Source organism: Paenibacillus allorhizosphaerae (assembly GCF_042659105.1).
Classification (GTDB): domain Bacteria; phylum Bacillota; class Bacilli; order Paenibacillales; family NBRC-103111; genus Paenibacillus_G; species Paenibacillus_G allorhizosphaerae.
This window is the reverse complement of record NZ_JBHSRV010000001.1, coordinates 424,951-450,448: the sequence shown is the minus strand read 5'-3', so window position 1 is coordinate 450,448 and position 25,498 is coordinate 424,951. Positions and strand designations below refer to the sequence as shown.

The window sequence follows — 25,498 nt, the reverse complement described above, 5'->3', positions numbered from 1 at the left end:
TGAGGAAAGGAGCCGTCGACATGGCCGAATATTACGGTAATTTTATTGGCGGAAACTATGTTACCCCGAGGCGAGCTTCGTGGTTCGATTCTGTAAATCCGGCAAACAGGGAAGAGTGTCTTGGAATGTTCGTCGACTCCGGCAGACAGGAAGTGGCGGAGGCGGTGGATTCCATCGTAAGCGCCGCACCGCAGTGGGCAGGCACGTCGGGAACGGAACGTGCCGCCATTTTGCAAATGGCGCTAGTCGCTTTGGCCGAGAGAAAGGAAGAGCTTGCCCGAGTGATGACGAGGGAGCAAGGGAAACCGCTCCAGGAGTCGTTGAATGAAATCGGCAAATCGATCAGCGAGGCCCAGTTCATGCTCGGAGAAGGGTACCGCTTGAATGGCTATACGACGATGAGTGAAAAGCCGGGGACGTGGGCACAAACGGTAAGGGTGCCAGTTGGCCCCGTTGCGGCAATCACCCCGTGGAATTTCCCCGTGCTCACGCCGATGCGCAAGCTGATGCCCGCGCTGATCACAGGCAATACGGCCGTGCTGAAGCCGTCGGAGTACACGCCTCTAACCGGGCTGAAGCTTGTGGAGATATTAAACTCCCGGGGCCTGCCCAAAGGCGTGTTGAATGCGGTTACAGGAGGCCGATCCACGGGAGAAGCTTTGGTGAAGCACCACGCGATCAAAGCGATTACATTCACCGGATCGACGGCGGCCGGCCGATCCATCTATAAGCTTGCGGCGGAGCGTTTGGTCCGGGTGCAGGCGGAGATGGGGGGCAAAAACCCGGCCGTCGTATGGGATCCTCCAAGCATGCAAGAGGCGGTGAAGCATATTGTTAGTGCGGCGTTTCTGTGCTCGGGGCAGCGCTGTACGGCAATCAGCCGCGTCATCGTGCGCAAGGCGGATACGGCGGAGATCGAGCAGGCGTTCGCCGCCGCTTTATCCGAGCTGCGCCCCGGCAATGGCCTGGAGAATGGAGTGACGCTCGGTCCTTTGACGAACGAAGCTCAGTTGTCCAAGGTGAGCGGTTTCGTGCAGCGCGCGGTTCAAGAAGGTGCCCGCTTGGTATTGGGAGGCGAACCTTTGAAAGAAGGCGAATTTGCCAAAGGCTTCTTTTTCCCGGCAACCTTGCTGGCGGATGTAACGGGCGAGATGGAAATCGCCAGAGAGGAAGTTTTCGGGCCGGTTCTCATCGTACAGGCTGTAGAAACGTTTGAAGAAGCTTTGGCGATGGCCAATAACGTGGAATACGGGTTGACCGCAGCGATATTTACGAAGGATCTGTCGGTGGCGGGACGTTTCGTAGACGGCATTCAAGCCGGCATGGTTCACGTCAATCACGGTACGGCTCCGGAAAGTCATATGCCGTTTGGCGGCGTCAAAGCTTCGGGCGTAGGTCCCGGCTCGGTGGGCCCGACAACGAAGGATTTCTTTACCGATATCAAGTCCGTATATCTCAAACATTCGTAAAATATCCGTATTGCATAGAGGGAGGAAGTCTGTATGCCGAAGAAAGTCGGCTTTATCGGACTCGGAGCGATGGGCAGACCGATGTCCAAAAATGTTATCGCAAAAGGAAAGTACGAACTAACGGTTTACGATTTGTTCGATAAGGCGGTCGAGGAATTAGTCTCGCACGGAGCGCGAGCAGCAACTTCCGCTGCAGAGGTGGCGGAGAACAGCGACATCGTGATTACGATGCTTCCGAATTCGCCCGACGTGGAAGCCGCCGTGCTCGGACCTAGCGGGGTGCTCAGCGGACTGCGTCCGGGATCGGTCCTGATCGATATGAGCACGATCGATCCGGCGACGACGCGAAAAATCGCGGATGCGGTTCACACGAAAGGGTGCAGGATGCTTGACGCGCCGGTAGGCCGTTCCACAGCTAACGCGGAGGATGGGACGCTGCTCATTATGGCGGGCGGCGACGAGGATTTGTTCGAGGAATGCAAGCCGATCCTGTCGTGCATGGGCAGCGACTTGGTGCATTGCGGTCCGATCGGGTCAGGGGAAATCGTTAAGATCGTTAATAATATGCTTACCGGAATTATTGTCACAGCCAATGCGGAAGCGTTGACGCTCGGGGTAAAAGCGGGAGTGAAGCTGGAAACGCTGCTTCAGGTGCTGCGCAGCACGGCTGCCAATAACGGGCATCTGCACGCTACTTATCCCGTTAAGGCGCTTAAGGGAGATTTCAGTCCCGGCTTTGCCGTTCGACTCGCTTACAAGGATATGAACCTAGCGCTGAGTCTCGGGGGACAGCTGAATGTCCCGCTTTCCGTGGCTGCCTCAAGCACACAACTGTTTAATATGGCACGGGGACTAGGACACGATAATCACGACTATACTTCCGTCATCTCTGTAGTAGAGGAATGTGCCGGAATAAAGGTTAGAACAGAATAGCCCGAGTAGGGATAGCGGAAAGGAAGGATTTCCATGGCTAGGATTAGAGGCATTGCGCATCGCGGGTTTCCGGCCCGATATCCGGAAAATACGATTTCGTCGTTCCAAGCGGCGCTTGACGCATCCTTCAGTCATATGGAGCTGGACGTGCATTTAAGCAAGGACGGCGTTCCGGTCGTGATGCATGACCATACCCTTCAGCGAATGAGCAACGGCAAAGGACCAATCAAGAACTTTACGTTCGAGCAATTGCAGCAGCTCAAGGTAGGCGAAGCGGAAACGATTCCAACCTTGGAACAGGTGTTCCGGCTGGCTCAAGGTCGCATCACCGTATTGGTAGAGTTAAAGCAAACCGGCAAGTTGTATGAAGGCTTGGAAGAAAAAGTGCTGGAAGTCATTACCGGACTCGATATGGTCGATCAAGTCATTATTACTTCGTTCGACCATTACGCCTTGGTCAAGATGCGTCGTCTGAACGGCGACGTACCGATCGGTTTGCTCATGAGCGGATCGTCTCCCGCCGTGTTTCCCTTTATGAAGGAAATTTCCTCCCGGTACATGTCGATTCCTCACGCCTATTTGACGGAAGAATATGCTGATATTTGCCATGAGAACGGCGTACAGCTCATCACGAGGCCGATCGACACGGAAGAGACGATGAACAAAATGCTGCGTTTCCCCGCAGTGCTGGCCTCAACGAATCAATTGGAACGTTGGGAGCGGTTTTACATTGAACATCGGGACCGGCTTCAGTAAAAATGCGGCACGAAGCGCTTGGTGAACGGAGCGCAAAGGATCAGCTTCAGCTTGCGGCTTTGTAAGTCACAATGGTGTAAGCGTAATTTATTTGACCATAGGCGAGGGGATAGCGGTATGGTTAACAAATTCAATTCGCTTGTAATGTTGACGACAATCGTGACGCTGGTTTTATCGGGCTGCCAAGCGGCCAAACCCGGAGTAGAGCAAGATTCGCCGGTCTCGTCGAATCCTGTTACTCTGAAAATTTTCGTTCATGCCGTTCGATTGACCGATACGGAATATCAGAAATTCATCCTTGAGCCATTAAAAAAGACGCATCCGAACATCACGATGGAGCGGCTCGAAGGAAAGCTGGAGGATCTTATCGTAGCTGGCAATATACCTGACTTGATCTTGACTGACAACGATTGGTATTCGGCGCTGACAACCCTCGATCTGCAGCAGGATTTAACGGATCTGATCAAGGAATTCAGGCTGGACGTGAATACATTTGTTCCGGAGTCCATACAAGCGGTGAAGCAGCTGAGCGACAGCGGCAAGATGTACGCCATTCCTTTCAGCTTAAATGTCGGGGCATTATTTTATAACAAGGATTTGTTTGACAGGTTTGGAATCCCGTACCCGAAGGACGACATGACTTGGAAGGAAGTGCTTGACCTGTCCAAAAAACTGACGCGCAATGTGGACGGGGTTCAATACATCGGATGGGAGCCCGGCTTTCCGGATGCGATTGCAAGTCCGTATTCCCAGCCTTTTGTCGATCCGAAAACAAACAAAGCAGTGGTGGATACCGATGTATACCGGAAAGTGTTCGAACTGATGAAGCAAGTGTACGAACAGCCCGGCTTTATCGGAGCTAACAATAAATTTACATATGCGCCCAAGGAATTTATCGTGGACAAAAAAGTAGGCATGATGACCGAATGGTCGATCAAGATGATCGGGGATCTAGTCGAAGCCATCGAGCAAGGCGCAAGTTTCAATTGGGATATGGTGACGATTCCGAACTTTGAGGATAAAGCCGGTAAAGGACGCCATATGTTGGCAAGCATGATGATCATTACAAAAAACAGCCCTTACAAAAAGCAAGCGATGCATGTAATCCAGACCGTAACGTCGCCGGAAGCGCAACGGATCCAGGCAAGAAACGCGCGCGTACCCGTACTGAATGACGAAGCGATCAAGAAAGAATACGGTAAGGATATCCCCTGGATGGCGGCGAAGAACGTAGCCAGTCTCTTCAAGTTCAAAGCGTCGCCAACGCCTAAGCCTAATTTGTACGACAAAGAAGTTCAACCGTTTATAAGGCAAACACGCAAAGCGATTGCCATCGACAACAAGGATATTAACACCGCGCTTCGCGAAGCGCAGGAGGCAGCCGACAAGCGGCTTCAGGAGCTAAGAGCTAAATAATGGGCATCGTATGGTTGTTCAAGCAAAGTCCAGGATGAGGAGGAATCGGAGATGAGCTCGGATCGATTGACGTTTTTTAACGGGACCGTCGGGACGGGGGTTCAAGTTTTATACGGGAATGGCGGCACCGGACTGCTGTTTGATTTTGGCATACCGCATCGGGGGTTGATCGACGCTTTTAATGTGGCGACATTTGACCCGATAAGGTTGTTTCCACGCAGGGGGGCCCGGCAGTTATTGCTCGGCGGGATGGCCCCCCCCATTATGGAGCTGTACGACGAAGCTCAGATCGACCAACCCTTGAAGAGATCGGTCCAACAGCTGTGGGGGAACAAAAGCTTTCCGGAGTATGACAGCCTCAGCGTCTATATCAGCCACGTCCATCAGGATCATATAGCCATCTTGCCGTATGCCCGTGAAGGATTGAAGGTATATATGAGCAGGGATACGCACTCCCTGTATCGAGGCATCGTAGCCTCGGGAGAATACGGGGATACGAAAGCGGCTATTGTACCGTTAGATCATTTAACCAAAGTCGATTTCGGCGGTTTTATCATGCATATGATTGAAATGGATCATGACGCGACGGGAGCGGCCGGTATATTGATCGAGAGCTCTGAATTCAAAATTGCTTTTACGGGCGATTGGACCCGCAACGGATATCATCCGGAACGGATTGACCGGTTCATCGAGCTTTGCCGCACCAAAGAGGTGGATGTATTGATTACCGAATCGACCCACCCGAAGCCGGGGCCCGAGCGCGCGACCGAGCCGGACGTTGTGAAAAAATATATCAATATAGTAAAAGAAGCCGAAGGCATGGTGTATTTCCAATCGCTTCCGAGAAATGTGGAACGGATGACGAATTGTATCCACGAAGCCGTTACAGCCGGACGTCATGTAGCTTTGGATTACGGTTTGGCCGTGCTTTGGAGCGAAACGCTGCGATCCGGGATCAAGGCGCTCGAGGGTCATCCGGTATTCGATGTCATGGACACCGTTCGTATCGTCGAAGCAACGGTACCTGACGGTATGCCGCTGCCTTTTGGGGCGATCACTGTGGAGGAAATGATCAGGCGCAAAAGCGAACTTGTTTATTTCCTGACCTATCCGAGCTTACCGATGTTAATCGAGCTGGAAACGATGGGGGATCGCAGCGCACGCTCGCATTATATCGTAGGAAATAGCCCCATGAACCCGGATCAACAAGTATACCTGGAGAAATACGTTGCCCAATTCGGTATGGCTTTGCATAAGATCGGTACTTCAGGCCATGCCTCGGCAGCAGCGTTAAGCGATCTGATCAAACGGATTTCTCCAAAAGCGGTGATCCCTATGCATAGCGGTAATCCACGGGCGTTGGATACGGCCGGAGTGCCGGTCTACTATCCTGAAAGAGGCGAAACGATTGCGGTTCGCGAACTTATTGCATCGGCCGCAAAGCAGTCGTAGTGTCCCCGGTTCGTTTCAATATTTCCCCGATTTCCGGCTTCATTTCCCGGGCAACCGCAAAAAGCGATATTTTCTGCCATCCAAGTCAGTTTGTCCCGAACGATGCATGAAATTGACATTCTTGTCGAAGGGACGATGAACGAAGCAGAGCCGCATCCGTCAAAGGATGCGGCTCTTTCTCGCTTGTACCGTGGAGCCATCGTAAAAGTGGCCCTGCAATAAAATATGCTCGTAAGGCAGATGCGGGTTCGCCATGCGCCACAGCATCCGTGCGGCTGCTCGATTTCCCGCTTCCTTTATCAAAAGCAACGGCCGGGACAGTTCGGGCACGAAGGCGTTCTCAGCGTTCTCCAGACTGATCAGCGACATATCCTGCGGTATTTGTTTGCCGATTTGGCTGCATGCATTATAAACCCAGACAAGATCTTGGCTCAATGCGACTAGAATCGCCGACGGTTGAAATTGCAGCAGCTTGCCGTTGAGCTGTGCCATCCAATTTTCTTGCCCTCCCAACCCTTCGGTCATATGGTGTTTGGGGTCCACATGGATCCCCGCCGCCGTCATCGCCGTCACGAACGACTGCCAACGCAGGATAAAACCTCGATGGATGCTTATATTGCCAACATACATGATTTGGGTATGGCCCTTGGCCAGCAAATGCCGCACCGATTGGTGAATGGCGGTACCGACATCCCAGACGACGCTGTCCACTGTTGCCGCAGGCCCCGGGAAATTAATCAGAATACGCGGAATCGGATGCCGAAGCAGATGCTCTTCCTGTTTCTTCCCAACCATCGGGGTAATAAATACGCCGTCGCAATACTCTAATTGATGAAGTTTCGACCAATTTTGCAGCGTGTCGGATTCGAGGTGATACGGAATCGTGACGGTCTCAATCGAATGGCCGTATTCCGCCAGCTTTTCCTGCACTCCGCTCAAAATCAACAGAATCATGTCGGACGTTTGGGCTTTGTCGGAAATGACCATTTTAAATCGAAACGGCTTGCGGGGATGTAGCGGGATCCGTTCGACCGCATGAACGCGTTCCTGATCTTTGGTTCGGTATCCGATCTCCTGGGCGACTTTATGGACATGATTTCGGGTTTCCTCCGACATGCCGGGCAATCCGCGCAGCGCTTTGGATACGGTGTGGACCGACAGCCCCGACTGACGTGACAATTCTTGCAGCGTTACTGATTTTTTCTTGCGCATGAGGGTCTCCTTCAACTTGTTGTCATTGAATTTGATTGTAATTAAAATGAAAGTTTTCTTCAACTAGTTATGAAAGTTGAATTTGAATAAAATCAAATTAAAGCGGATACAAAAAATACTTTAAAACAAAGTACAAGGAGAAAAGCCATGCACAGCATCGACTTCGGTAAGATTAAGTATGACGCCGGTTCGGACCCCGAATCCAGCCCGCAGCTGATTCAAGCGGATTTATGCATCTACGGGGGAACTTCGGCCGGGATTGCGGCAGCCGTTCAAGCGAGCCGGATGGGGCTCAAGGTGGTCATAGCCGAGTTCGGCCGTCATTTGGGCGGACTCACGACAGGCGGACTGGGTGCGACGGATATCGGCAATAAAGCAGCGATTGGAGGGATTTCCCGCGAATTTTACAGTGCGGTCGGCAAGCATTACGGGAGTGCGGAGCCGGATGGGACGAAGTGGACCTTCGAACCGAGTGTGGCCAAGCGGATTTATGAGGAGTGGCTGCAATCGGCGGGGGTACCCGTTTATTACGATCAACATCTAGACCGGGTGGAAATGAAGGATGGGAACATATCGCTTCTGGTCATGACAAGCGGCAACCGGTTCAGCGCGCCGGTGTTTATCGATGCCACGTACGAAGGCGATTTGCTGGCACGCGCCGGTGTGGCTTATCATGTCGGACGAGAAGCGAATTCTGTGTATCGGGAGACGCTCAACGGCGTTCATTACGGACATCCGAACCATAATTTTAAAGCATGGGTCGATCCATACGTCATTCCGGGCAAACCGGACAGCGGATTGCTGCCGGGCGTGACGGATGCGCCCGTACTGCGGCAAGGGGATGGCGATTCGAGCGTGCAGGCGTACAACTTCCGCATATGCCTCACGAACGTGCTTGAGAACCGGATCCCGTTTCCGCAGCCGCCCGGCTACGATCCGCAAACGTATACTTTGCTTGCGAGGTATATTGAAGCCGGCGTGTGGGACGCGTTGCGCCTGCTCAAAATGATGCCGAACGGCAAAACCGACCTGAATAATTTCGGTGCGGTTTCCACCGATCATATCGGGGGCGGCGACAAGTGGCCGGAAGGCGACGCGCGGACGCGGGAGCGTCTATTCCAGGAGCATCTCCGGCACAATATGGGGATGCTGTACTTCCTGTGCAATGACGAACGGGTACCCGAGCCGATACGTCGGGAAGTCAGCCAATGGGGGCTGCCTGCAGACGAGTATCCGGATAGCAGCCACTGGACGCCGCAGCTGTATGTGCGTGAAGCACGGCGCATGGTATCGGAAGTCGTCATGACCGAGCACCATTGCCGAGGATACGCGGTTGTCGAAGATCCGGTCGGACTCGCGGCTTATACGATGGATTCGCATAACTGCCGCAGGCTCGTTATCGACGGAAGATGCATAAACGAAGGGAATGTGGAGGTGGCGCCGAGCGCGCCTTATCCGATTTCGTATCGCGCCATCGTACCGAAAGGAAAGCAATGCACCAACCTGCTCGTGCCCGTATGCTTGTCCGCCTCCCATATTGCTTTCGGCTCGATCCGGATGGAGCCGGTATTCATGATCCTCGGCCAATCGGCGGCAACCGCAGCCGCACTTGCTTTGGAAGCGGGGTGCGCCGTGCAGGAAGTGGACTATGCGAAGCTGCGAAAGAGGCTGCTGGAAGACAAACAGGTTATTGCGTGGAACAATTGATAAAATAGGGGATAGTCATATGACTGGAATGACGAGATTGTGTCAGACAGGTTGTATATTGGCGTTAAGTACGTTTCTTGCCGCATGCACGCAAAACGGCGTCGTCAAGCAGGGCGGCGATGCGGAATCCGCATCTGGCGCATCCTTGTCCGATCCGATCACGCTGCACTACTACACGAACGATAATACAAAGTGGCTGGAGCTTGAGCAGCAGCTGATCGCCAAAAAATATCCGAACGTAACCTTGAAAGTAACGCTTGCGAAAGATAGCACTGTGGATCAACTGATTGCGGCCGGAGAAATCCCGGATTTCCTCTCGTTTAGCCTCGGCTCGTTTTGGGATATGAAAAACGCCGGGCTGATTTCCGACTTGGCTCCGCTGATGAAAAAATACCGGTTCGATGAGAGCCGGTTCATTCCCGGCGTGATGGAAAGCGTGCGATCTTATTCCGACAGCGGGGAAATGCTGTTTTTGCCGTTTGAACTCAACAGCAACGTATTATTTTACAACAAAACGATCTTCGACAAATTCGGCGTCTCTTACCCTCTGGACGGGATGACCTGGGAGCAAATGTATGATCTCGCGCGCAAGGTATCCCGCATTGACAACGGTACGGAGTATCAGGGATTTATTTTTCAGCATCAAAATTTGGTGTGGAAAAACCAGCTGGGCCTGCCTTTCGTCGATCCGAAGACGAATAAAGCGGCCGTCAATACGCCGGAATGGAAACGGTGGTTGGAGGTCATGGGCGGATTTTACTTCATCCCAAACAACGATTACAAAAATTTGACTTTTTACAAGGAACAGACGGTAGCGATGTGGACCGGACCGAACATCGTGTCATCCGTGATCGAAGCGGCGAATGCCGGTCTGAATTGGGATGTGACCGCACTGCCGCAGTTTGCCGGCAGCCCGGCCGGAGGTACGCAAATGATTGCGCCGTTTTATGCGCTTCCTCCCGGCAGCAAGCACAAAGAGGAAGCGTTCCAGCTGATTTCTTATTTGCTGTCGGATGAAGTGCAAGTCGCCAAGGCGAGACAAGGCAAAGTTCCGATTATGAACAGCCCGGCTGCGGTTCAAGGATTTGCCGCCGATCTGCCCGGAGTTGCCGGGAAAAATATGGGCGCCTTCCTGAAGGATAAAATCGGCAAGCCGGCGGTCGTGACGAAGTACGACGGCATCGCCAAAGACGTATTCTATAAAACGGCGCTCGGCAAAGATTTTTATACGCGGGCGAAAGACGTGAACACGATTCTCCGCGAGGTGGAAGAAGAAATTAACCGGAAAATAGCGGAAACGCAAAAATAACGGCGGGACATAAGATCATTGTCTTTACGAAAAACGGGGTATCAGCGAAGCGAAGGACGAAGATGAAGCGTAACCTTTTCAGAGAAGATTAACGATATTAAATATTCAGGACATCAAGTAGCAAACGGGGAAAGATATGCCTTTTTTTTGCAAGGCAAAGATATCAACACCACGCTGCGTGATTTGGAAGAAACGATTAATAAAAAACATTGCCAAAATGAAATAATTTCACGTGCTTCGGCTCGGAACATGCGGCCTGGGAGTCAGAATACGGATCGGAGGATGAGATCGTTGACGGAGTCGATTTTATTCGCAACAAGCCGGTATATGCAAAACTTGCGGGAGACTGTACCGCGGGAGTTTGATTATACGCGGGTGCCGGATCATGGAGACTGGAAGCAATGGCAGCGAACGTTCCGCGATCGTCTGACGGAAGTAACGGGACTCGCGCACATAAGAGCGCATCACCGCGGTCTTCCGCTGTCTCCAAGAACGGAAGAGGTGACCCGATTTGCCGGTTACCGCCGAGAAAAAATGTATATCGCTTCAGAGCCCGGAGTGGAAATCCCGTTCTATCTGCTGATCCCGGAGCAAGGCAATGGGCCGTTCCCGCTGGTGTTGACCCCACACGGGCATGGCAGACGCGGCAAAGAAGTGTATGTCGGCAACTTCTCCAGCGATAAGGAGCAGGAGAGCGCGCTGGCCGGGGAGCGGGACATCGCCCTGCAGGCCGTGGCGGAAGGGTATGCCGTGATCGCGATGGATGTACGGGGATTTTGGGAAATGTCGCGAGAGGAAGAGTTTGTCAAAGGCAAGACCAGCTCTTGCGATGAACTGCAAAAGCGCGCATTCCTGTTTGGGAGAACGCTGATCGGGGAACGGGTGCACGACATGGGGCGGCTGATCGACTATGCCTCCATGCGCACCGACATCGATACGAACCGGATTGCGATTACCGGCAATTCGGGGGGCGGAACCGTATCGTTTTTTACTGCGGCACTGGATGAACGCATCTCGGTTTGCGTGCCGGGTTCGTGCTTTTGTACGTTTGTCGGCTCCGTTATGAACGTACCCCATTGTTTGTGCAACGTGATCCCGGGCATGATGCAATTGGGGGAAATGTACGATATTGTGGGCTTGATCGCGCCGCGACCAGCGCTATTCGTCCATGGAATTCATGATCACGACTTTCCAATCGAGTATACGCGGGAAGCTTTCGCACATGCGAAGATCATTTACGAAGCAATGGAACCTCATCTTTCCGAACACTGCGAGCTGTTTGAAGGAAACGGCGGACACCGTTATTACAAGGAACGCGTCTGGCCCTTTATCCGGCACCATTTCGGACTATGAAAAGGAAATCTTCCTAAAAGCGATATGGCCTGTTCGATTGGATCGCTTCCGATATTTCCGGTTGTCAGTATTGTAAGCACTTACAAGCCTACCGGATTCGGCTTCTGAATGCGAGATCCGGTACGGATCGGCCAATGCGATCCTCAATTCATCGCCCACGGAAAAATACAATAACATTCAAGGCAATCAAATGTTGTTCGCCACTACCATACTGGAATCAAACGGGATCAACGATTCCGGTGCCGGGACATTCATCCAGAACATGTCGCCTTTACGGTAGGGTAAGCGAGAAGGACTCGGATGAGCTCAATGGCGATACCACCCGGCAGGTCGCGCCAAGTCGAATCGAATGTCTGTAAAAAGGCTTGATGTAGGTACTGCGTATGTTGCAGAACGTGAATAAAGAGAGGGGGCAGCCGCTTTAGCGGCCGCTCCCTCTCTTTCGAACTGTGGTTGCAATCTTGGCCAAGTCTATCCGTTCTTCTCTTAAAACAAGTATACCATATATCGGAAGAAATGTTCAGTCTGTAATTTATTGGAGGTTTGCAGGTATAATTCAAGTACGGATTGGAAGAGGACATCGATGCGGATGTGAAAATGCAAAAGAATAGGGAGGAAGCGCATGCTACAAACAGATACGCCTGGCCAAATCGTAATACTGAACGGTACTCCGCGATCCGGTAAGTCCAGCATTGCCGCCGTGATCCAGAATACGTTCGAAGGAGTATGGATGAATATGGGTGTCGATCGGTTCATGCAGATGACCCCTGAACGTTATCAACCCGGGATCGGGCTGCGGCCCGGGGGAGAGCGTCCCGATCTTGAGCCTCTCATTGCAACCTTGTACCGCGCCATGTATGAGTCGATTGCCGCGCACAGCCGCTTGGGGCTCAACGTCGTAGTGGATGTCGGTCATCACGATGTCTATTCGATACCGCGAGGAATTCTCCCAAACTGCGCTCTGCAATTGAAAGGACTACCGGTATTGTTCGTCGGCGTACGCTGCCCGCTCGAGGTAGTCATGGAAAGACGGCGGGCTACGTGGGGGGCAAGCACTCCAGACGATGGTTCGGTGCCTAAGCCGGTTCGTTTGTGGCAGCAAGCCGTACATGAGCCAGGGATATACGACATTGAGGTCGATACCTCGGCGATGAGCTCAGAGGAATGTGCCGCCGTCATCCGAAACCGGCTCAACGATGATGCGCCATCAACCGCTTTCCGGCGACTTGAGGCGTTGGCTACCGGTTAGAGGAACGGGCAAGCGACGAAGGTTGCTGTTTAGTTGTCCCCGTTCTCAAGACATGCATCGGGCGAACGTCACCTATGATGAAGAATGTACCGGGAATGAACGCTCAAGTATCTGGAGAGCAGGCTGTTTCCGTTCTCGGTCAAAACAGGAGAAAGGATGGAATATACTTCCGACCTTTCTCCTGTTCGTATTTTTTGCGCCTTTTTCACTCTGCGGCACCATCTATTTATGCAGCAGCATGAGCGCATACGCAACGCAAGGCGGCTGCTTTCCCGCTGAACGAGAGCGGAGCGAATCTCTCCCCATCATATGCACACGCGAATGTTGCGAAGGTGAACAAAACAAAGGGGCGTCCCGAGCTAAGATGAATCTTAGCGTCAGGATGCTCCTTTGTTTTGAGTGATCACCGTCAAATTCGTGTACACAAATCAAGGAAGCGGGATAATTTTCACGCCCTGGGCAGCAAGGATGATATTTCAAGTTTGTGGGAAAAGTATTAGAAACAAATGGTATTTACCGAGAGGAGAATTGCTGTGGAAACCAAAAAGTCGGAGCGATACGCCAACATTATTCCAGTCGCCGAATTGAATACGAAGGAAAAAAGACTTCTTCCGTTTCCCGTATACAACTTGCTGCGCCGATTGACGCCGGTTCGATTCGACGAAAGCCGCAGTACATGGGATGTGTTCCGGTATGAGGACGTTCACCGGATTTTGAAGGACCCCGCCGCATTTTCTTCCGTCCGCATGCTGTCCGATAAAGAAAGGGAAACCATCTTAACGATGGACCCCCCGCGGCACAGTCAGATGAGGGCGCTAGTCAACAAAGCGTTTACGCCGAAAATCATCTCCGAACTGGAGCCGCACATTCGTTCCATTACGAACGATTTGCTGAACGCCGTACTGGATAAAGGCGCGATGGATATGGTGCATGATTTGGCCGTACCGCTGCCGGTCATCGTTATTGCCGAGCTGCTTGGCGTCCCGTCGAAGGACCGCGACCTGTTCAAGGAATGGTCCGATATTTTGGTGAAAGGACCGGAGGAAAATACGGATGAAGCGTTTTATCAAGTGATGGCGGAAAAAGGCCAAGCCACGGAACAGTTGAATGCCTACTTCGCCCAAATTGTCGAGCAGCGCCGACTTGAGCCGCAAGAAGATCTTATTTCACTGTTGTTATCGGCGGAAATCGAAGGGCAGAAGCTGACCGATAAAGAAATCCTCGGCTTCTCCATCCTGCTGCTGGCAGCCGGAAACGAAACGACAACCAATCTCATCACGAACGCCGTTCGCATCCTGACGGAAAAAACGGATGTGCAGCAGCAATTGAGGCACAATCCCGAGCTGGTGGCGTCCTTCATTGAGGAAGTGCTGCGCTTTTATCCACCCATTCAGGCCATTGGCAGGGTCGCCGCCGCAGATATCGAGATTGGCGGGAAATCAATTAAAAAAGGCGATCAAGTCGTTTCCTGGGTGGCATCCGCCAATCGCGACGAAACGAAATTCGCCGATCCCGAGACGTTTATCATCGACCGCAAACCGAACGCTCACCTTTCCTTCGGCTTCGGCATTCATTTTTGTCTCGGCGCGCCGCTGGCCAGGTTGGAAGGTCAGATCGCTCTGCGCACGATCATCGAGCGGATGGGGGACATTCGTTTGGCAGCGGACGCGGACCTTACACCCATTCAAAGTCCGTTTGTTTATGGCGTTAAGCATTATCCGGTTGTATTCCAACCGCTCTAATCGTAACCGGGAACCAGCGGCACTGCGAGGTTGCGCGGAATAGTCACAGCCTAACGCTAAGCAAGCGTATGATATGCATTTTTTTTCATTGTACGAAATTTGTGGCGGAGGAAAGTTTCCATCTCACGGAAACTTTCCAAAGTACCATGAAGGAAGGAGTGGTACAATGAAAAGCATCTAATGCATCTGCAGGCTGGGGGGAATCGGCTATGAAAATAAACCGCGATACGGTTCTTCGCGAAATGGCGACCGCGCTTGAATCGGAAGAGTTCATCCTTGCTTTATGGCTTGAAGGTTCGGACGGCACCGGCAGCCTGGACGAATATTCCGACATCGATGTGGTTTGTTACACGAAAGAAGGATTTACAGTCGAGGCTATACAGCGACTGGACGATTGCATGCGCCGAATGGGACAAGTGGATATCGAGTATGAGCAGCCCGGGCGTCCGGACAATAACCGCTATAAAGTATATCATCTGCAAGAGACGTCGGCGCATCTTCTCATTGACGTGACGATTCAAAGCGAAAGCTTTCCCGTATCGTTCCAGCGCGAGGATCAAACGGTCGTACCGGTCGTATTATTCGATAAAACGTCGATCGTCCAATATCATAACATCGATCCTGTGTCTCACCGGACATCGCTTCGTTCTCAGCTGACGGAAGCGCTGGGAGTTTACAGTCAGCGAAGCCGGGCGATTAAATATACGCATCGCGGTCTTTTTTTGGAGTCGTTGATTTATTATCAAAAATACGTCTTGAAGCCGCTGGTCGATGTGCTGCGGATGATCCATACGCCGTTCCAGGCCGATTGCTTCCTCGTACACGCAACGCGGGATTTTCCGGCGGAAGTGACAGTAACGCTGGAGCATTTGTACGGCGTACAATCCGTACAAGACATTGCAGAGCGAATCGACGCGGCAGATGAGCTGTTTCGTAAGGCGGTGGCTCAGGCCGAGCGTCTGCTTGCACAAATGGACGAGAGCGGCCATGCAGGAAACTGATGCGGACGATGCCGACGAAATGCAAATCCAAGCAAGAAGTGTGCGCAACCTTCACGGTCCGCACACTTTTTTATAGCCGGTATGGAACAATCAGTGCCTTGCTACATGGTAAGCAGGCCGGTTATTGCTTTGATTCGTTTCGCGCCAGCTCCTTGCGTACGATAGGTGCCACTCTCGTGCCGAGCAGCTCGATGGCGCGCATAACATCGCGGTGCGGCATGGTGCCGACGTTGATATGCAGGAAAAAGCGATTGACCCCCAAATTTTTACGCAGCAAAATGATTTTCTCCGCCACATATTCAGGATCGCCTACATAGAGCGCACCCCGAGGGCTGCGTGCGGCATCGAATGTCGCGCGGCTGTAACTGCCCCAACCCCGCTCGCGTCCGATGACGTTCATTTGGGCTTGCGTCGAAGGGAAGAACAAGTCTGCCGCCTGTTCGGTCGTTTCCCCGACAAATCCGTGCGAATGCGTTGCGATCGACAGCTTGTCCGGATCATGTCCGGCTTTCGCGGCTGCTTCCTTGTAGAGGGCGACAAGAGGCCGGAAGCTTTCCGGCATGCCGCCGATGATGGCGAATGCGATCGGAAGGCCCAGCGTGCCTGCGCGAATCGCGGACTCCGGATTGCCGCCGCTTGCGATCCAGACCGGCAGCGGATTTTGGACGGAGCGCGGATAGACGCCAAGGTTGCGGATTACGGGACGATGACCACCGCGCCACGTTACTTTCTCCGAAGCCCGGATCGCAAGCAGCAGCTCCAGTTTTTCCTCGAACAATTCGTCGTAATCATCAAGGCTGTATCCGAACAGCGGGAAAGATTCAATGAACGAACCCCGGCCGGCCATAATTTCAGCGCGCCCGTTCGAGATGCCGTCTAAGGTGGAGAACTGTTGATACACGCGTACCGGGTCGTCGGAGGACAGCACGGTCACCGCGCTTGTAAGCCGGATCCGTTTGGTCATGGCCGCCGCGGCTGCCAAGACGACGGCAGGTGCGGTCCCCGCGTAATCGGAACGATGATGCTCCCCGATGCCGTACACATCCAGTCCGACCTGATCGGCCAGCACGATTTCCTCGACCGCGTCGCGCAACCGTTCGGCATGGCTGATCACTTCCCCGGTAACCGGGTCCGGCGTAGCCTCCAAAAACGTACTAATTCCTATTTCCATACGGCTATTTTGATCCGACATGTTGATTCTCCTCCTTCAATACCTACAGTTTACTCATTTTTTTATCGTTTCTCAACTTTAGTAAGCGAATAGCAGGCTGAAGTCGGAGGGAGGGTACCACGGCGTACGATTTCAAACGCAAATAAGCCCAGAGAAAACAATGGTTATGAGATTTGTTGAATAATCAACGAAATTTCCTTTTCCATCAGCGAGTCGTCCACGGTGTCCAATTGATCCGCTGCAATCAGTTGATATTTTTTCAACGCGTAAAAATCGAGCAGCGATTTTTTCAACGTCAGATCGAACTGGATCGTGAACGAAGGCTCCAATATGCGCCGAAGCACGACATCGTCCTGCACCATAAACAGAGTGGCGTTGATCGGATTGAATATGCCTTCGGCAGCGCCGGCTTCGAAAAATTTGGCCAAACTTTTAATCCGCTCCTGCTGCGCAAGCATGAGGCTGTCATGTAAATGCGGATAAATTTCTTTGAGATCATGCAATAAAAAATCGGGCGTATAGATAACGGCTTTCAAGGAATGCTCGTACGTTCTCTGGAAACGCTCGCCATACGAAACGTTTGGATTCATCAACAGGCCGTCGGCGCGTTTGAAATAGTCCACGCAATGTTCCACGAACATGGCAATGATTTCGTCCTTGGACGAGAAATACTTATACAGCGTTGCTTTGCTGATATCCATATGTCTGGCCATGTCATCCATGTTGAGTTGACTGAAGCGGTTTTTCCGAAGCACCGGTTTGATTTTATCGAAATATTTGTTTTTGCTCTTGGCTTTATCCATTTCGTGTTTCCTCCTGCTAATGTCCGGTATTCAATTAGTATAGCATACAGCACGCAATATGAAACGAACTGAACGTATTATAACAAATTAAACTAATATTATACAAATCAGTTTACATCGTTCAATTAATGTTGTATATTTTGGTTGATCTTGTAATCGATAAGCAGATGAAAGCGAGAGTGATTGAATGATGGAGCAAAGTTTGTTTGCCGCCCTGGGTCGAACGGCAGCAAAGCGAAGATGGGGTGTTCTGCTTGTTACCGTCCTGTTCGTCGCGTTTGCGGGGATATGGGGGAGCGGCGCATTGGGCAGACTTGCCGGGGGAGCGGGGTTCGACGATCCGCAAAGCGATTCGGCCAAAGCGGACGTCATCCTGGCCGGACCTCTCGGCCGTTACGTTTCGGATGTTGTCGTGCTGTATGAGCATCCGGATATGACCGTAGACGATCCCGGCTTTGCCGGGCCGGTCCGTAAGGCGTTAACCGCCATTCCGGCGGATGCGGCCGTGAGGATGAGCTCGTATTGGACCAGTGGAGACGAAGCCTTCGTCTCCGGAGACCGGCATGCAGGCTATGTCACGCTTCAGCTTCCCTCGGACGATGAGCAGGAGCGCGTCCGGCAATTCAAGGCACTCAAAAATTTGTTTCAGGTCGAAGGCTTGACGGTGAAGTTCGGCGGGTTGACGCCTATGACCGAGCAAGTGAACGCACAGACCGGCAGAGATATTGCACTTGCCGAGATGCTGTCGATTCCGCTGCTTCTTATCCTGCTGGTGCTCATCTTCCGAAGCGCCGTCGCTGCGTCTATGCCGCTTGTCATCGGGGTGATCGTTGCCGTAGGTTCGTTCGCGGTTCTGCGATCGTTGACCGCAATCGTGGATATTTCGACCTTTTCCATTAACGTCATTACGATGCTCGGATTGGGACTTGCGATCGATTACGCGCTGTTTATGGTAAGCCGTTACCGGGAGGAGCTGGCCCATGGACTTACCGTCGACGATGCGATTGTGAGGACGATGGCGACGGCGGGGCGCACCGTTGCGTTCTCTGGCGTAACCGTAGCCGTATCCGTCGCTTGCCTTGTCGTGTTTCCGTCGAGATTTCTCAGCTCGATGGGCATCAGCGGCATGGCCGCGGTCTTGTTCGCCGTTCTAAGCACATTGATCGTGCTCCCTGCGCTGCTGCGGTTTGCCGGCCACCGGATCAACGCGCTGCGCATTCCGCTGCCATCGATGGCAAGAGCAAAGGCTGCGAACGCTTCGTTCGATGAAACCAGGGGCAGATGGTATCGCACAGCACACGCCGTCATGCGCAGGCCGCTGCTTAGCACGATGGGGATCGTCATCCTGCTCGTTGCGCTCGGCTCGCCGTTTCTCGGCGTGAACTGGGCGAGACCGGGAGATTGGGTACTGCCTGTTGATGCGGACGCCCGGGCGGTGACGGAGAAATTGCGAACCGACTTTCAGAGCGATCCGGCCCGAATCATAACGGTTGTCCTGGAGACGAAAGAGTCGCCGACTTCGCCGGCGATGCAAGGCGCGTTGCAGCAATATATGAACCGGCTTCTAATCGTGGAAGGCATCGAAAGCGCAAAACTGACAGGCGTTCACGGCAATAGCGCTCGGCTCACGCTCGGCTATTCGCCGGATCCGCAGTCACGCGAGGCCGCTCGAATGGTGGAGCAGCTTCGCGCCGAAACGGCGCCGCAAGGCAGCGAATCGTTGTTCACGGGCATGCCCGTCTCCCGGGTGGATATTGTGGAGATGATCGCTTCCCGACTGCCGTGGATGATGCTGTTCGTAGCCGTCGTTTCCTTCATCATTTTGTTCCTTGCCTTCGGATCGCTGCTGCTGCCGCTCAAATCGATCGTAATGAACTTGCTGTCGCTTTCGGCGGCATTCGGTGCGATCAAGCTCATTTTTCAAGACGGGTATTTCGCGGAGGCGCTTCAGTTCGTACCGGTCGGTGCCGTGGACGTCAATTTTCCCGTCCTCATCGTCGCGATTGCCTTCGGGCTTTCGATGGACTACGAATTGTTCCTGCTTTCCAGGATACGCGAGCAATGGGTGAACTCGGGCGATCCCGTCGAGTCGGTTGCCCTGGGCGTTCAGCGAACGGCCGGCATCATTACTAACGCGGCGCTGCTGCTGCTTGTGGTCGTAGGCGGCTTCATCGTATCGAGCATCACCTTCATGAAGATGATCGGCGTCGGGCTCGTGATCGCCATTATCGTCGACGTCACCATCGTTCGCGGTCTGCTCGTTCCGGCTACGATGCGTTTGCTCGGCAAGTGGGCCTGGTGGTCGCCGGGCTCGATGATGCGATGGTGGGATCGTTACGGCTTCAGGGAAGGGAGCGGCGCTTTGCAGGAAAGGAGAAGTCCGTGAACTGCTGATGCTCGCAATAGCGCAGCTCGAAGAAAAAAACATGGAGAGAGAGGGTGTTCGTCATACGTGCTTTTGTGACTGGGAGTACAGGATTGCTTGGTAATAATCTCGTACGGTTGTTACTTCAGGAGGGGTTTGAGGTTCGGGCGCTTGCCCGGAGCCGGAATAAAGCGGAAGCCATTCTCGGCGGTACCGGCGCAGACATTGTCGTCGGCGACATGAACGACATCGACGCGTTTGCTCCGGCGATGAAAGGCTGTGACGTGCTGTTTCATACGGCCGCCTATTTTCGCGAAGCTTTCGCCGGCAGAAGCAATCATTGGCCGATGCTGCAGCGGATCAACGTTGACAATACCGTGAGGCTATTCGAACAGGCTCAGCGGCATGGCGTCGGAAAAGTAATTCACACGAGCAGCAACGCCGCGATCCGCAAACGTTCGGACGGCAAAGCGAGCGAGGAAAGCGATGTGCTGCTGTCGAGCGAAGCGCCAACCCCGTACGCCCGCAGCAAAATACTCGGGGACAAAGCGATTGCCGAATACGCCCACAAATCGCAATTGCCCGTTACCACCGTGCTGCCGGCTTGGATGTTCGGCCCCGGCGACGCCGCTCCGACGAGCAGCGGGAAGTTCGTGCTTGATTATATGAACCGGCGGCTGCAAGGCGTGTTCGATTCCGGTTTCGACGTCGTCGATGCGAGGGATGTCGCAGCGGCCATGCTCGCTGCCGCAAGCAGGGGGAAGGCGGGCGAGCGTTACATTATCGCTGCGCATCATGCCAGTTTGGCCGAACTGGGCCAAACCCTCAAGCTTGTTACGGGCGTGGAGGAACCGAAGCGCAGCGTTTCGAGGCCAATGATCTATGCGGTGGCATGGCTGTCGGAAACGATGGCGGCCTTGTCGGGAAAGGAAACGAACCTGACCGTTGACTCCGTCCGCGTGCTTACCGGGAAGCTTCGCACGAGCTCGGATAAAGCGAAGCGTGAACTGGGCATTCAATTACGCCCGCTGGAAGAGACACTGCGCGACACGGCCGAATGGCTCCGCTTGAACCCGTTAGGCGTGTAATGACAGCGCAGCAAATGCAAAAACCTCCAATTTCACTTCAACAAGTGAGAGCGGAGGTTTTGCTTGCGGGATATGTTTATTGATCAGGCTGATCGAAGTTGCTCAATAAACAGGTTTACCTATGGGGTAAGCAGCGCTTTATACTGCTTGATTGCATTGAAGTGCATCCCTTCGTGATACAAAGAAAAATTCACAAACTCGCCAATCGTCTCAAGCGTCAATCCGCTGGAAGTGGTGTAAGGCGAAGGAGACGATTCCCCGAGTCGTCCTTTCAAGTTTTGCCTGATACGCTGCGGTTGATTTCGCAGCAAGTCCGTTACTTCCGCTAAAGACGGTGCAGTCCCGGTCCAGGAGGCCGGTGCGCTACCCGGAGCAAACAGCGATTTATACGATTCCGGAAGCTCTGCGTCGAATCCGTGGATCAAAAATGCAAATCGTTCTTGCACCAAGTAAATGTGTCCGGCCTGCCATAAGATATGGTTGCGGAACTTGTCCGGTATGGATGCCGCTATATGATCCTTAACACCGTCAAGCACCTTGAGTGTTTGCTTCCGTACAAATTCCAACTGCTTGAATACGATAGCTTCCATTTGATCCACTCCTTTGATTTTGAAAAAAAATCCAAAAGTAAATGTTAGTATAACATAATTGCGGAAAGGAGCACAGCCAAGCGAAGCGAAAAAAAGAACTCGCAGCTTGTTCATTCCAAATGATACAATATAGTTGGAACGATCTGCAGACGCCATTAGCTGTAAATCGCATTCTATCTATCACCTGAGAATGAAGTTCATATTTGTTTAGTCTATTGAATATAGTAGCTAACATATTGTCCATTCCGGGAGGCTGGGAAAATGACGTTAAAGATCGGATTTATCGGCACAGGCGGAATCGCCAAAAACCATCTGAGCAATTTGGCTAAAATGGAAGGCGTTACGGTAAGCTCGTTTTGCGATATTGCGTTGGAAAGAGCGGAGCAAGCCGCTCGGCAATGGCCTCATGCGAAAGCGTTTACGCGAATCGCGGACATGCTGGACGACCAGAAGCTGGACGGCGTGTACATCTGCATCCCGCCTATGGCGCACGGGGAAGCGGAAGAGAGCCTGACCGAGCGGGGGATTCCGTTTCTGGTGGAAAAACCGCTCGGTATCGATCAAGAGCTGCCTGACCGCATCGTTGAACTAATCAAGGCCAAATCGTTGACGACATCCGTCGGTTTTCATTGGCGTTATCACGATTCGACGCGGAAAGCGCGGCAATTGCTGGCGGAAAGCGAAGCGGGGATGGCGCTCGGTTACTGGATGGGCGGGATGCCGATGGTTACGTGGTGGAGAGTGCAGCAAGGCTCGGGCGGCCAGTTTGTCGAGCAAACGACGCATATTACCGATCTGCTGCGTTACTTGTGCGGCGATGTCGTTGAAGTGTATGCGGCCTACGGTCATCGCGTCATGCAGCGGAAGGTGGAAGGAACCGATGTGGCGGATGTCGGCACCGTTACGATGAAACTGCATAACGGCATGGTCGCAACCGTCTCCAACACCTGTCTGCTTCCAGTAGGGCACCATGTTGGGCTCGATGTGTATACGGATCAAGGGATATTGGAAATTCGAGGCGGGAACCTGAAGGAAATTCGCAAAGACCGCGTCACGGAATACAAAGGCTCGACCAACGCTTATTTTGCGGAAGATGTGGCGTTTCTGGACGCGATTCGCACCGGAGACGCGTCCGGCATCCTGTCGACCTATGAAGATGCAATCAAGACGCATAAAGTGACGGTGGCCGCCAACGAATCGGCCGTAACCGGCCATCCGGTGAAGCTGTGACATGTGGGAAGGAAGGGGCGACGATAGATGAAGTATTCGCTTTGTATAGGAGCTTATAAAGGCAAGGACGCGGTGTATCATCTTGAAAAAATCAAGGAGCACGGTCTGCACGGCCTGGAGTATTACGGTTGGTGGAATCTCGAAGACTTGAAGCAGACGGCGAAAGAACAGGAGCGAATCGGCGTCGGTATTATCGCCACGTGCACGAAATTTTTCAATCTGGTGGATGCGTCCAAGCGGGAGCAGTATATCGATGCGTTGAAAGAAACGATCGAAGCTTGCCGTATTCTCGGCGTGAAATCGATCATTACCCAGACCGGCAACGAGATCGAGGGAGTGGCGCGCGAGCTTCAGCACGAGGCGATGGTCGAAACGCTGAAAAGATGCGCACCGCTTTGCGAGAGCGCGGACATTGTGCTGGAGATTGAGCCCTTGAACGGGCTTGTGAACCATAAGGGCCATTATTTGCAGCGTTCAGACGAAGCGGTCGACGTAATCGACAAAGTGGCGAGCAGTCATGTTAAGCTCGTTTTTGACGTATATCATCAGCAAATAACCGAAGGCAACGTCATTCGCAACGCTACCGGATATATCGAGCGGATCAACCATTACCATATTGCCGATAACCCGGGAAGAAAGCAGCCCGGAACCGGGGAGCTGAACTATATCAATATATTGAAAGCGATTAAAGAAACCGGATTCAGCGGTTTTGTCGGTCTGGAATGCGGCTATACGATCGATACGGACGAAGCGATCGAGCAGTTCAAGAGCGACATCCTGTCAAACCTCGGTTGATCGCATGAGGGAGACGGACCGTGTCACAACAGGTTAGCCGAGATCGTGGGCTAACCTTTTTTATGCGCACATCTAAAGGATGAAAAAATAGGGTTACAGCACAGCCGCCCATCCGCTATAATGACCTGTGTATGGAACGGGTATACATCGCGGGGGGACAGACGATGAGGATTGAAATGGGACGTGTGATGCAGCAGATCAGGGGCGCCGTGCCCAGCGAAAAGAGGTTGTCCAAAGAAGCGGTAACATCTATCGTGCTGCACGGTTTCTTTCAATTCGGCGCTTCGATGTCCAGCGTTTTCCTGACATTGTACTTGTGGCGCTTGACGCACAGCCTGCTTGTGAGCGGGATGTTCAACATCGTTGTTTTTCTGTTCACGCCTGTCGGCTTTGCGCTCGCGGGATGGTTTGCGAAGCGGAAAGACCGCATGGTAGCTTACCGGATCGGAATCGTCGGGTTCGTGTTCTTCTACTTGCTCGTCATTTTATCCGGAGCAGCGGTGGCGAAATATTATGTTCTGTTCGCCGTCATCAATGCGTTGGCGTCCTCTTTCTATTGGACGGCCTATTTGACGCTGATGTACGAAGTGTCGAACGAACAAAACCGGATGAGGTATTTGTCTCTCAATATGATCGCCTTTACGTTGGCCGGTTTGGCGGGTCCGGCTCTGGCCGGATTGATCATCAGCCGGATGGACGGATTGAAAGGCTACATGATCGTCTTTGCGTTTGCTTTTGTCATGTTTTTGCTGACAACGATCGGGAGCTTGCGCATCAAGACGCTTCAGTCGCATCACCGCGCTTACTATTTGCATCTGATGTTTCTGCCGTTTCGCAAAAATCGGAATTGGCGATGGTCGTTGATTGCGTATTACATCTATGCCATGCTTCAAGGCCTGATGATGTTTTTGCCTAACTTGCTGCTTTACCAGGCGACGCCGCGTGAAGACCTGGTCGGTTACTTGGGGGTTCTGTTTTCCGGCTTGGCTGTGTTGACCGGGTACGGATTCGGCAAATGGGGGAAGCTCCGATTTTCCAAACGTTACTTGGCGCTCGCGGCAACCGGGTATATAGTGGGAGCGTCGCTGCTGTTATGGAAACTGGATATCGTCACGATTGTCATTTATATGGTGTTGTATTCAAGCTTCAACGTAATTCAGGGAAACATCCTGACGAACCATTATTACAGAATCATAGGTGAGCTGCCGTTAAAAGGAGCGCTGCGTATCGAATCGATCGTGATGCGAGAGTTGTTTGTCAATGTCGGCCGGATCACGGCCATATTGGTGCTGCTGGCGACCGCAAGTAATTTAACCGGACCTATGCTTCCGCTGGTGCTGCTCGCTGCGGCGATGTTTCAGTTCGTTGTAGTCTTTTTAGTCGGAGAGCGCGGGAAAGGCGGAGAGAAATAATCCGTACGTTCGTTTGCGTATCGAGAGTTTATGGTTCCCATGCAATTATATTCCCGCATCCAAAAAGCCGCAGATTTTGATTTGCGGCTTTTATTGCATTATGCTGGTGGCTATAACACCGGAGTAACCGCGATACCGGTTGCTCCTTTCACCACTGATGCTCCCTAGAAGTCCGATTTTCCAATCGTTTTGAGATTGCCTTCGTTTTGAATAATCGTATGGATCCAAACGTTCAATTTCATATACGGATAATAGTCCGTCCTCCAATCCTCCAGACGATCCCTATTTTGTAGCGGAAAAATTGACCGATTCCTAAAATGTCCGCTTGTTTTGACAGGATTTTTTTGGAACATTTGATGAAACCGATTCGTAAGCACCGACTCAAGCTCTCGTTTGATATTGTCCAGAGTGGTCTCGCCTCTTATTTCTCGAATGGTTACTTTCA

20 protein-coding genes are annotated in these 25,498 nt (G+C 52.6%); 16 read left to right on the top strand and 4 right to left on the bottom strand.

The window, feature by feature from the left end; translation table 11 throughout:
• Window positions 1–20: 20 nt before the first annotated feature.
• The 5 genes from ACFQI7_RS01870 (at window position 21) to ACFQI7_RS01850 (ending at window position 6,026) form a co-directional block, all read left to right on the top strand.
• Complete coding sequence (locus ACFQI7_RS01870) at window positions 21–1,469, top strand: aldehyde dehydrogenase family protein (protein WP_218096704.1); 1,449 nt, start codon at window positions 21–23, stop codon at window positions 1,467–1,469.
• Window positions 1,470–1,502: 33 nt separating this feature from the next.
• A complete protein-coding gene (locus ACFQI7_RS01865; protein WP_218096703.1) occupies window positions 1,503–2,402 on the top strand; it encodes an NAD(P)-dependent oxidoreductase in 900 nt (299 codons plus the stop codon).
• Between the two features lie 33 nt (window positions 2,403–2,435).
• Entirely contained in the window at window positions 2,436–3,158 is a 723-nt protein-coding gene (locus tag ACFQI7_RS01860) for a glycerophosphodiester phosphodiesterase (RefSeq protein ID WP_218096702.1), read from the top strand.
• Between the two features lie 117 nt (window positions 3,159–3,275).
• Window positions 3,276–4,574: an ABC transporter substrate-binding protein gene (locus tag ACFQI7_RS01855; protein WP_218096701.1), complete on the top strand. Its 1,299-nt coding sequence runs from the start codon at window positions 3,276–3,278 to the stop codon at window positions 4,572–4,574.
• A 51-nt stretch (window positions 4,575–4,625) separates the two neighbouring features.
• Window positions 4,626–6,026, top strand: a complete 1,401-nt coding sequence (locus ACFQI7_RS01850) for an MBL fold metallo-hydrolase RNA specificity domain-containing protein (protein WP_218096700.1) — start codon at window positions 4,626–4,628, stop codon at window positions 6,024–6,026.
• Window positions 6,027–6,185: 159 nt separating this feature from the next.
• On the opposite strand, the gene ACFQI7_RS01845 is transcribed toward ACFQI7_RS01850, so the two are convergent.
• Window positions 6,186–7,238 (bottom strand): LacI family DNA-binding transcriptional regulator, encoded by a 1,053-nt coding sequence (locus ACFQI7_RS01845; protein ID WP_218096699.1) that lies wholly within the window; start codon window positions 7,236–7,238, stop codon window positions 6,186–6,188.
• 147 nt (window positions 7,239–7,385) lie between these two features.
• On the opposite strand from ACFQI7_RS01845, the gene ACFQI7_RS01840 reads away from it, so the two are divergent.
• The 6 genes from ACFQI7_RS01840 to ACFQI7_RS01815 all read left to right on the top strand — a co-directional run bounded on the left by ACFQI7_RS01840 (window position 7,386) and on the right by ACFQI7_RS01815 (window position 15,599).
• The gene (locus tag ACFQI7_RS01840) at window positions 7,386–8,945 is read left to right on the top strand and encodes an FAD-dependent oxidoreductase (RefSeq protein ID WP_218096698.1); all 1,560 of its coding nucleotides are present in this window, start codon (window positions 7,386–7,388) and stop codon (window positions 8,943–8,945) included.
• A 19-nt stretch (window positions 8,946–8,964) separates the two neighbouring features.
• Window positions 8,965–10,254 (top strand): ABC transporter substrate-binding protein, encoded by a 1,290-nt coding sequence (locus ACFQI7_RS01835; protein ID WP_218096697.1) that lies wholly within the window; start codon window positions 8,965–8,967, stop codon window positions 10,252–10,254.
• A 291-nt stretch (window positions 10,255–10,545) separates the two neighbouring features.
• On the top strand, window positions 10,546–11,607 hold the full coding sequence (locus ACFQI7_RS01830) for an alpha/beta hydrolase family protein (RefSeq protein ID WP_218096696.1): 1,062 nt from the start codon (window positions 10,546–10,548) through the stop codon (window positions 11,605–11,607).
• A gap of 622 nt (window positions 11,608–12,229) precedes the next feature.
• Window positions 12,230–12,856, top strand: coding sequence for a chloramphenicol phosphotransferase CPT family protein (locus ACFQI7_RS01825; RefSeq protein ID WP_218096695.1), 627 nt, complete (start codon window positions 12,230–12,232; stop codon window positions 12,854–12,856).
• A gap of 506 nt (window positions 12,857–13,362) precedes the next feature.
• The gene (locus ACFQI7_RS01820) at window positions 13,363–14,598 is read left to right on the top strand and encodes a cytochrome P450 (RefSeq protein ID WP_218096694.1); all 1,236 of its coding nucleotides are present in this window, start codon (window positions 13,363–13,365) and stop codon (window positions 14,596–14,598) included.
• A gap of 209 nt (window positions 14,599–14,807) precedes the next feature.
• Window positions 14,808–15,599, top strand: coding sequence for a nucleotidyltransferase domain-containing protein (locus ACFQI7_RS01815; RefSeq protein WP_218096693.1), 792 nt, complete (start codon window positions 14,808–14,810; stop codon window positions 15,597–15,599).
• 121 nt (window positions 15,600–15,720) lie between these two features.
• Here the strand turns inward: ACFQI7_RS01815 and ACFQI7_RS01810 are convergent, their stop codons facing one another.
• Complete coding sequence (locus tag ACFQI7_RS01810; protein WP_218096989.1) at window positions 15,721–16,770, bottom strand: LLM class flavin-dependent oxidoreductase; 1,050 nt, start codon at window positions 16,768–16,770, stop codon at window positions 15,721–15,723.
• Window positions 16,771–16,934: 164 nt separating this feature from the next.
• A complete protein-coding gene (locus tag ACFQI7_RS01805) occupies window positions 16,935–17,573 on the bottom strand; it encodes a TetR/AcrR family transcriptional regulator (protein WP_218096692.1) in 639 nt (212 codons plus the stop codon).
• A gap of 187 nt (window positions 17,574–17,760) precedes the next feature.
• On the opposite strand from ACFQI7_RS01805, the gene ACFQI7_RS01800 reads away from it, so the two are divergent.
• Entirely contained in the window at window positions 17,761–19,959 is a 2,199-nt protein-coding gene (locus tag ACFQI7_RS01800; RefSeq protein WP_218096691.1) for an MMPL family transporter, read from the top strand.
• Between the two features lie 53 nt (window positions 19,960–20,012).
• Complete coding sequence (locus tag ACFQI7_RS01795) at window positions 20,013–21,026, top strand: SDR family oxidoreductase (RefSeq protein ID WP_329958193.1); 1,014 nt, start codon at window positions 20,013–20,015, stop codon at window positions 21,024–21,026.
• Between the two features lie 119 nt (window positions 21,027–21,145).
• Here ACFQI7_RS01795 and ACFQI7_RS01790 read toward each other — a convergent pair whose 3' ends face one another.
• Complete coding sequence (locus tag ACFQI7_RS01790; protein ID WP_218096689.1) at window positions 21,146–21,616, bottom strand: DinB family protein; 471 nt, start codon at window positions 21,614–21,616, stop codon at window positions 21,146–21,148.
• Between the two features lie 261 nt (window positions 21,617–21,877).
• Between ACFQI7_RS01790 and ACFQI7_RS01785 the strand changes: the two genes are divergently transcribed.
• From ACFQI7_RS01785 to ACFQI7_RS01775, 3 genes are all read left to right on the top strand, one after another.
• Complete coding sequence (locus ACFQI7_RS01785) at window positions 21,878–22,846, top strand: Gfo/Idh/MocA family protein (RefSeq protein WP_218096688.1); 969 nt, start codon at window positions 21,878–21,880, stop codon at window positions 22,844–22,846.
• A 27-nt stretch (window positions 22,847–22,873) separates the two neighbouring features.
• The gene (locus tag ACFQI7_RS01780) at window positions 22,874–23,641 is read left to right on the top strand and encodes a TIM barrel protein (protein ID WP_218096687.1); all 768 of its coding nucleotides are present in this window, start codon (window positions 22,874–22,876) and stop codon (window positions 23,639–23,641) included.
• 164 nt (window positions 23,642–23,805) lie between these two features.
• Window positions 23,806–25,053 (top strand): MFS transporter, encoded by a 1,248-nt coding sequence (locus ACFQI7_RS01775; protein WP_218096686.1) that lies wholly within the window; start codon window positions 23,806–23,808, stop codon window positions 25,051–25,053.
• The last annotated feature ends 445 nt before the right edge of the window (window positions 25,054–25,498 follow it).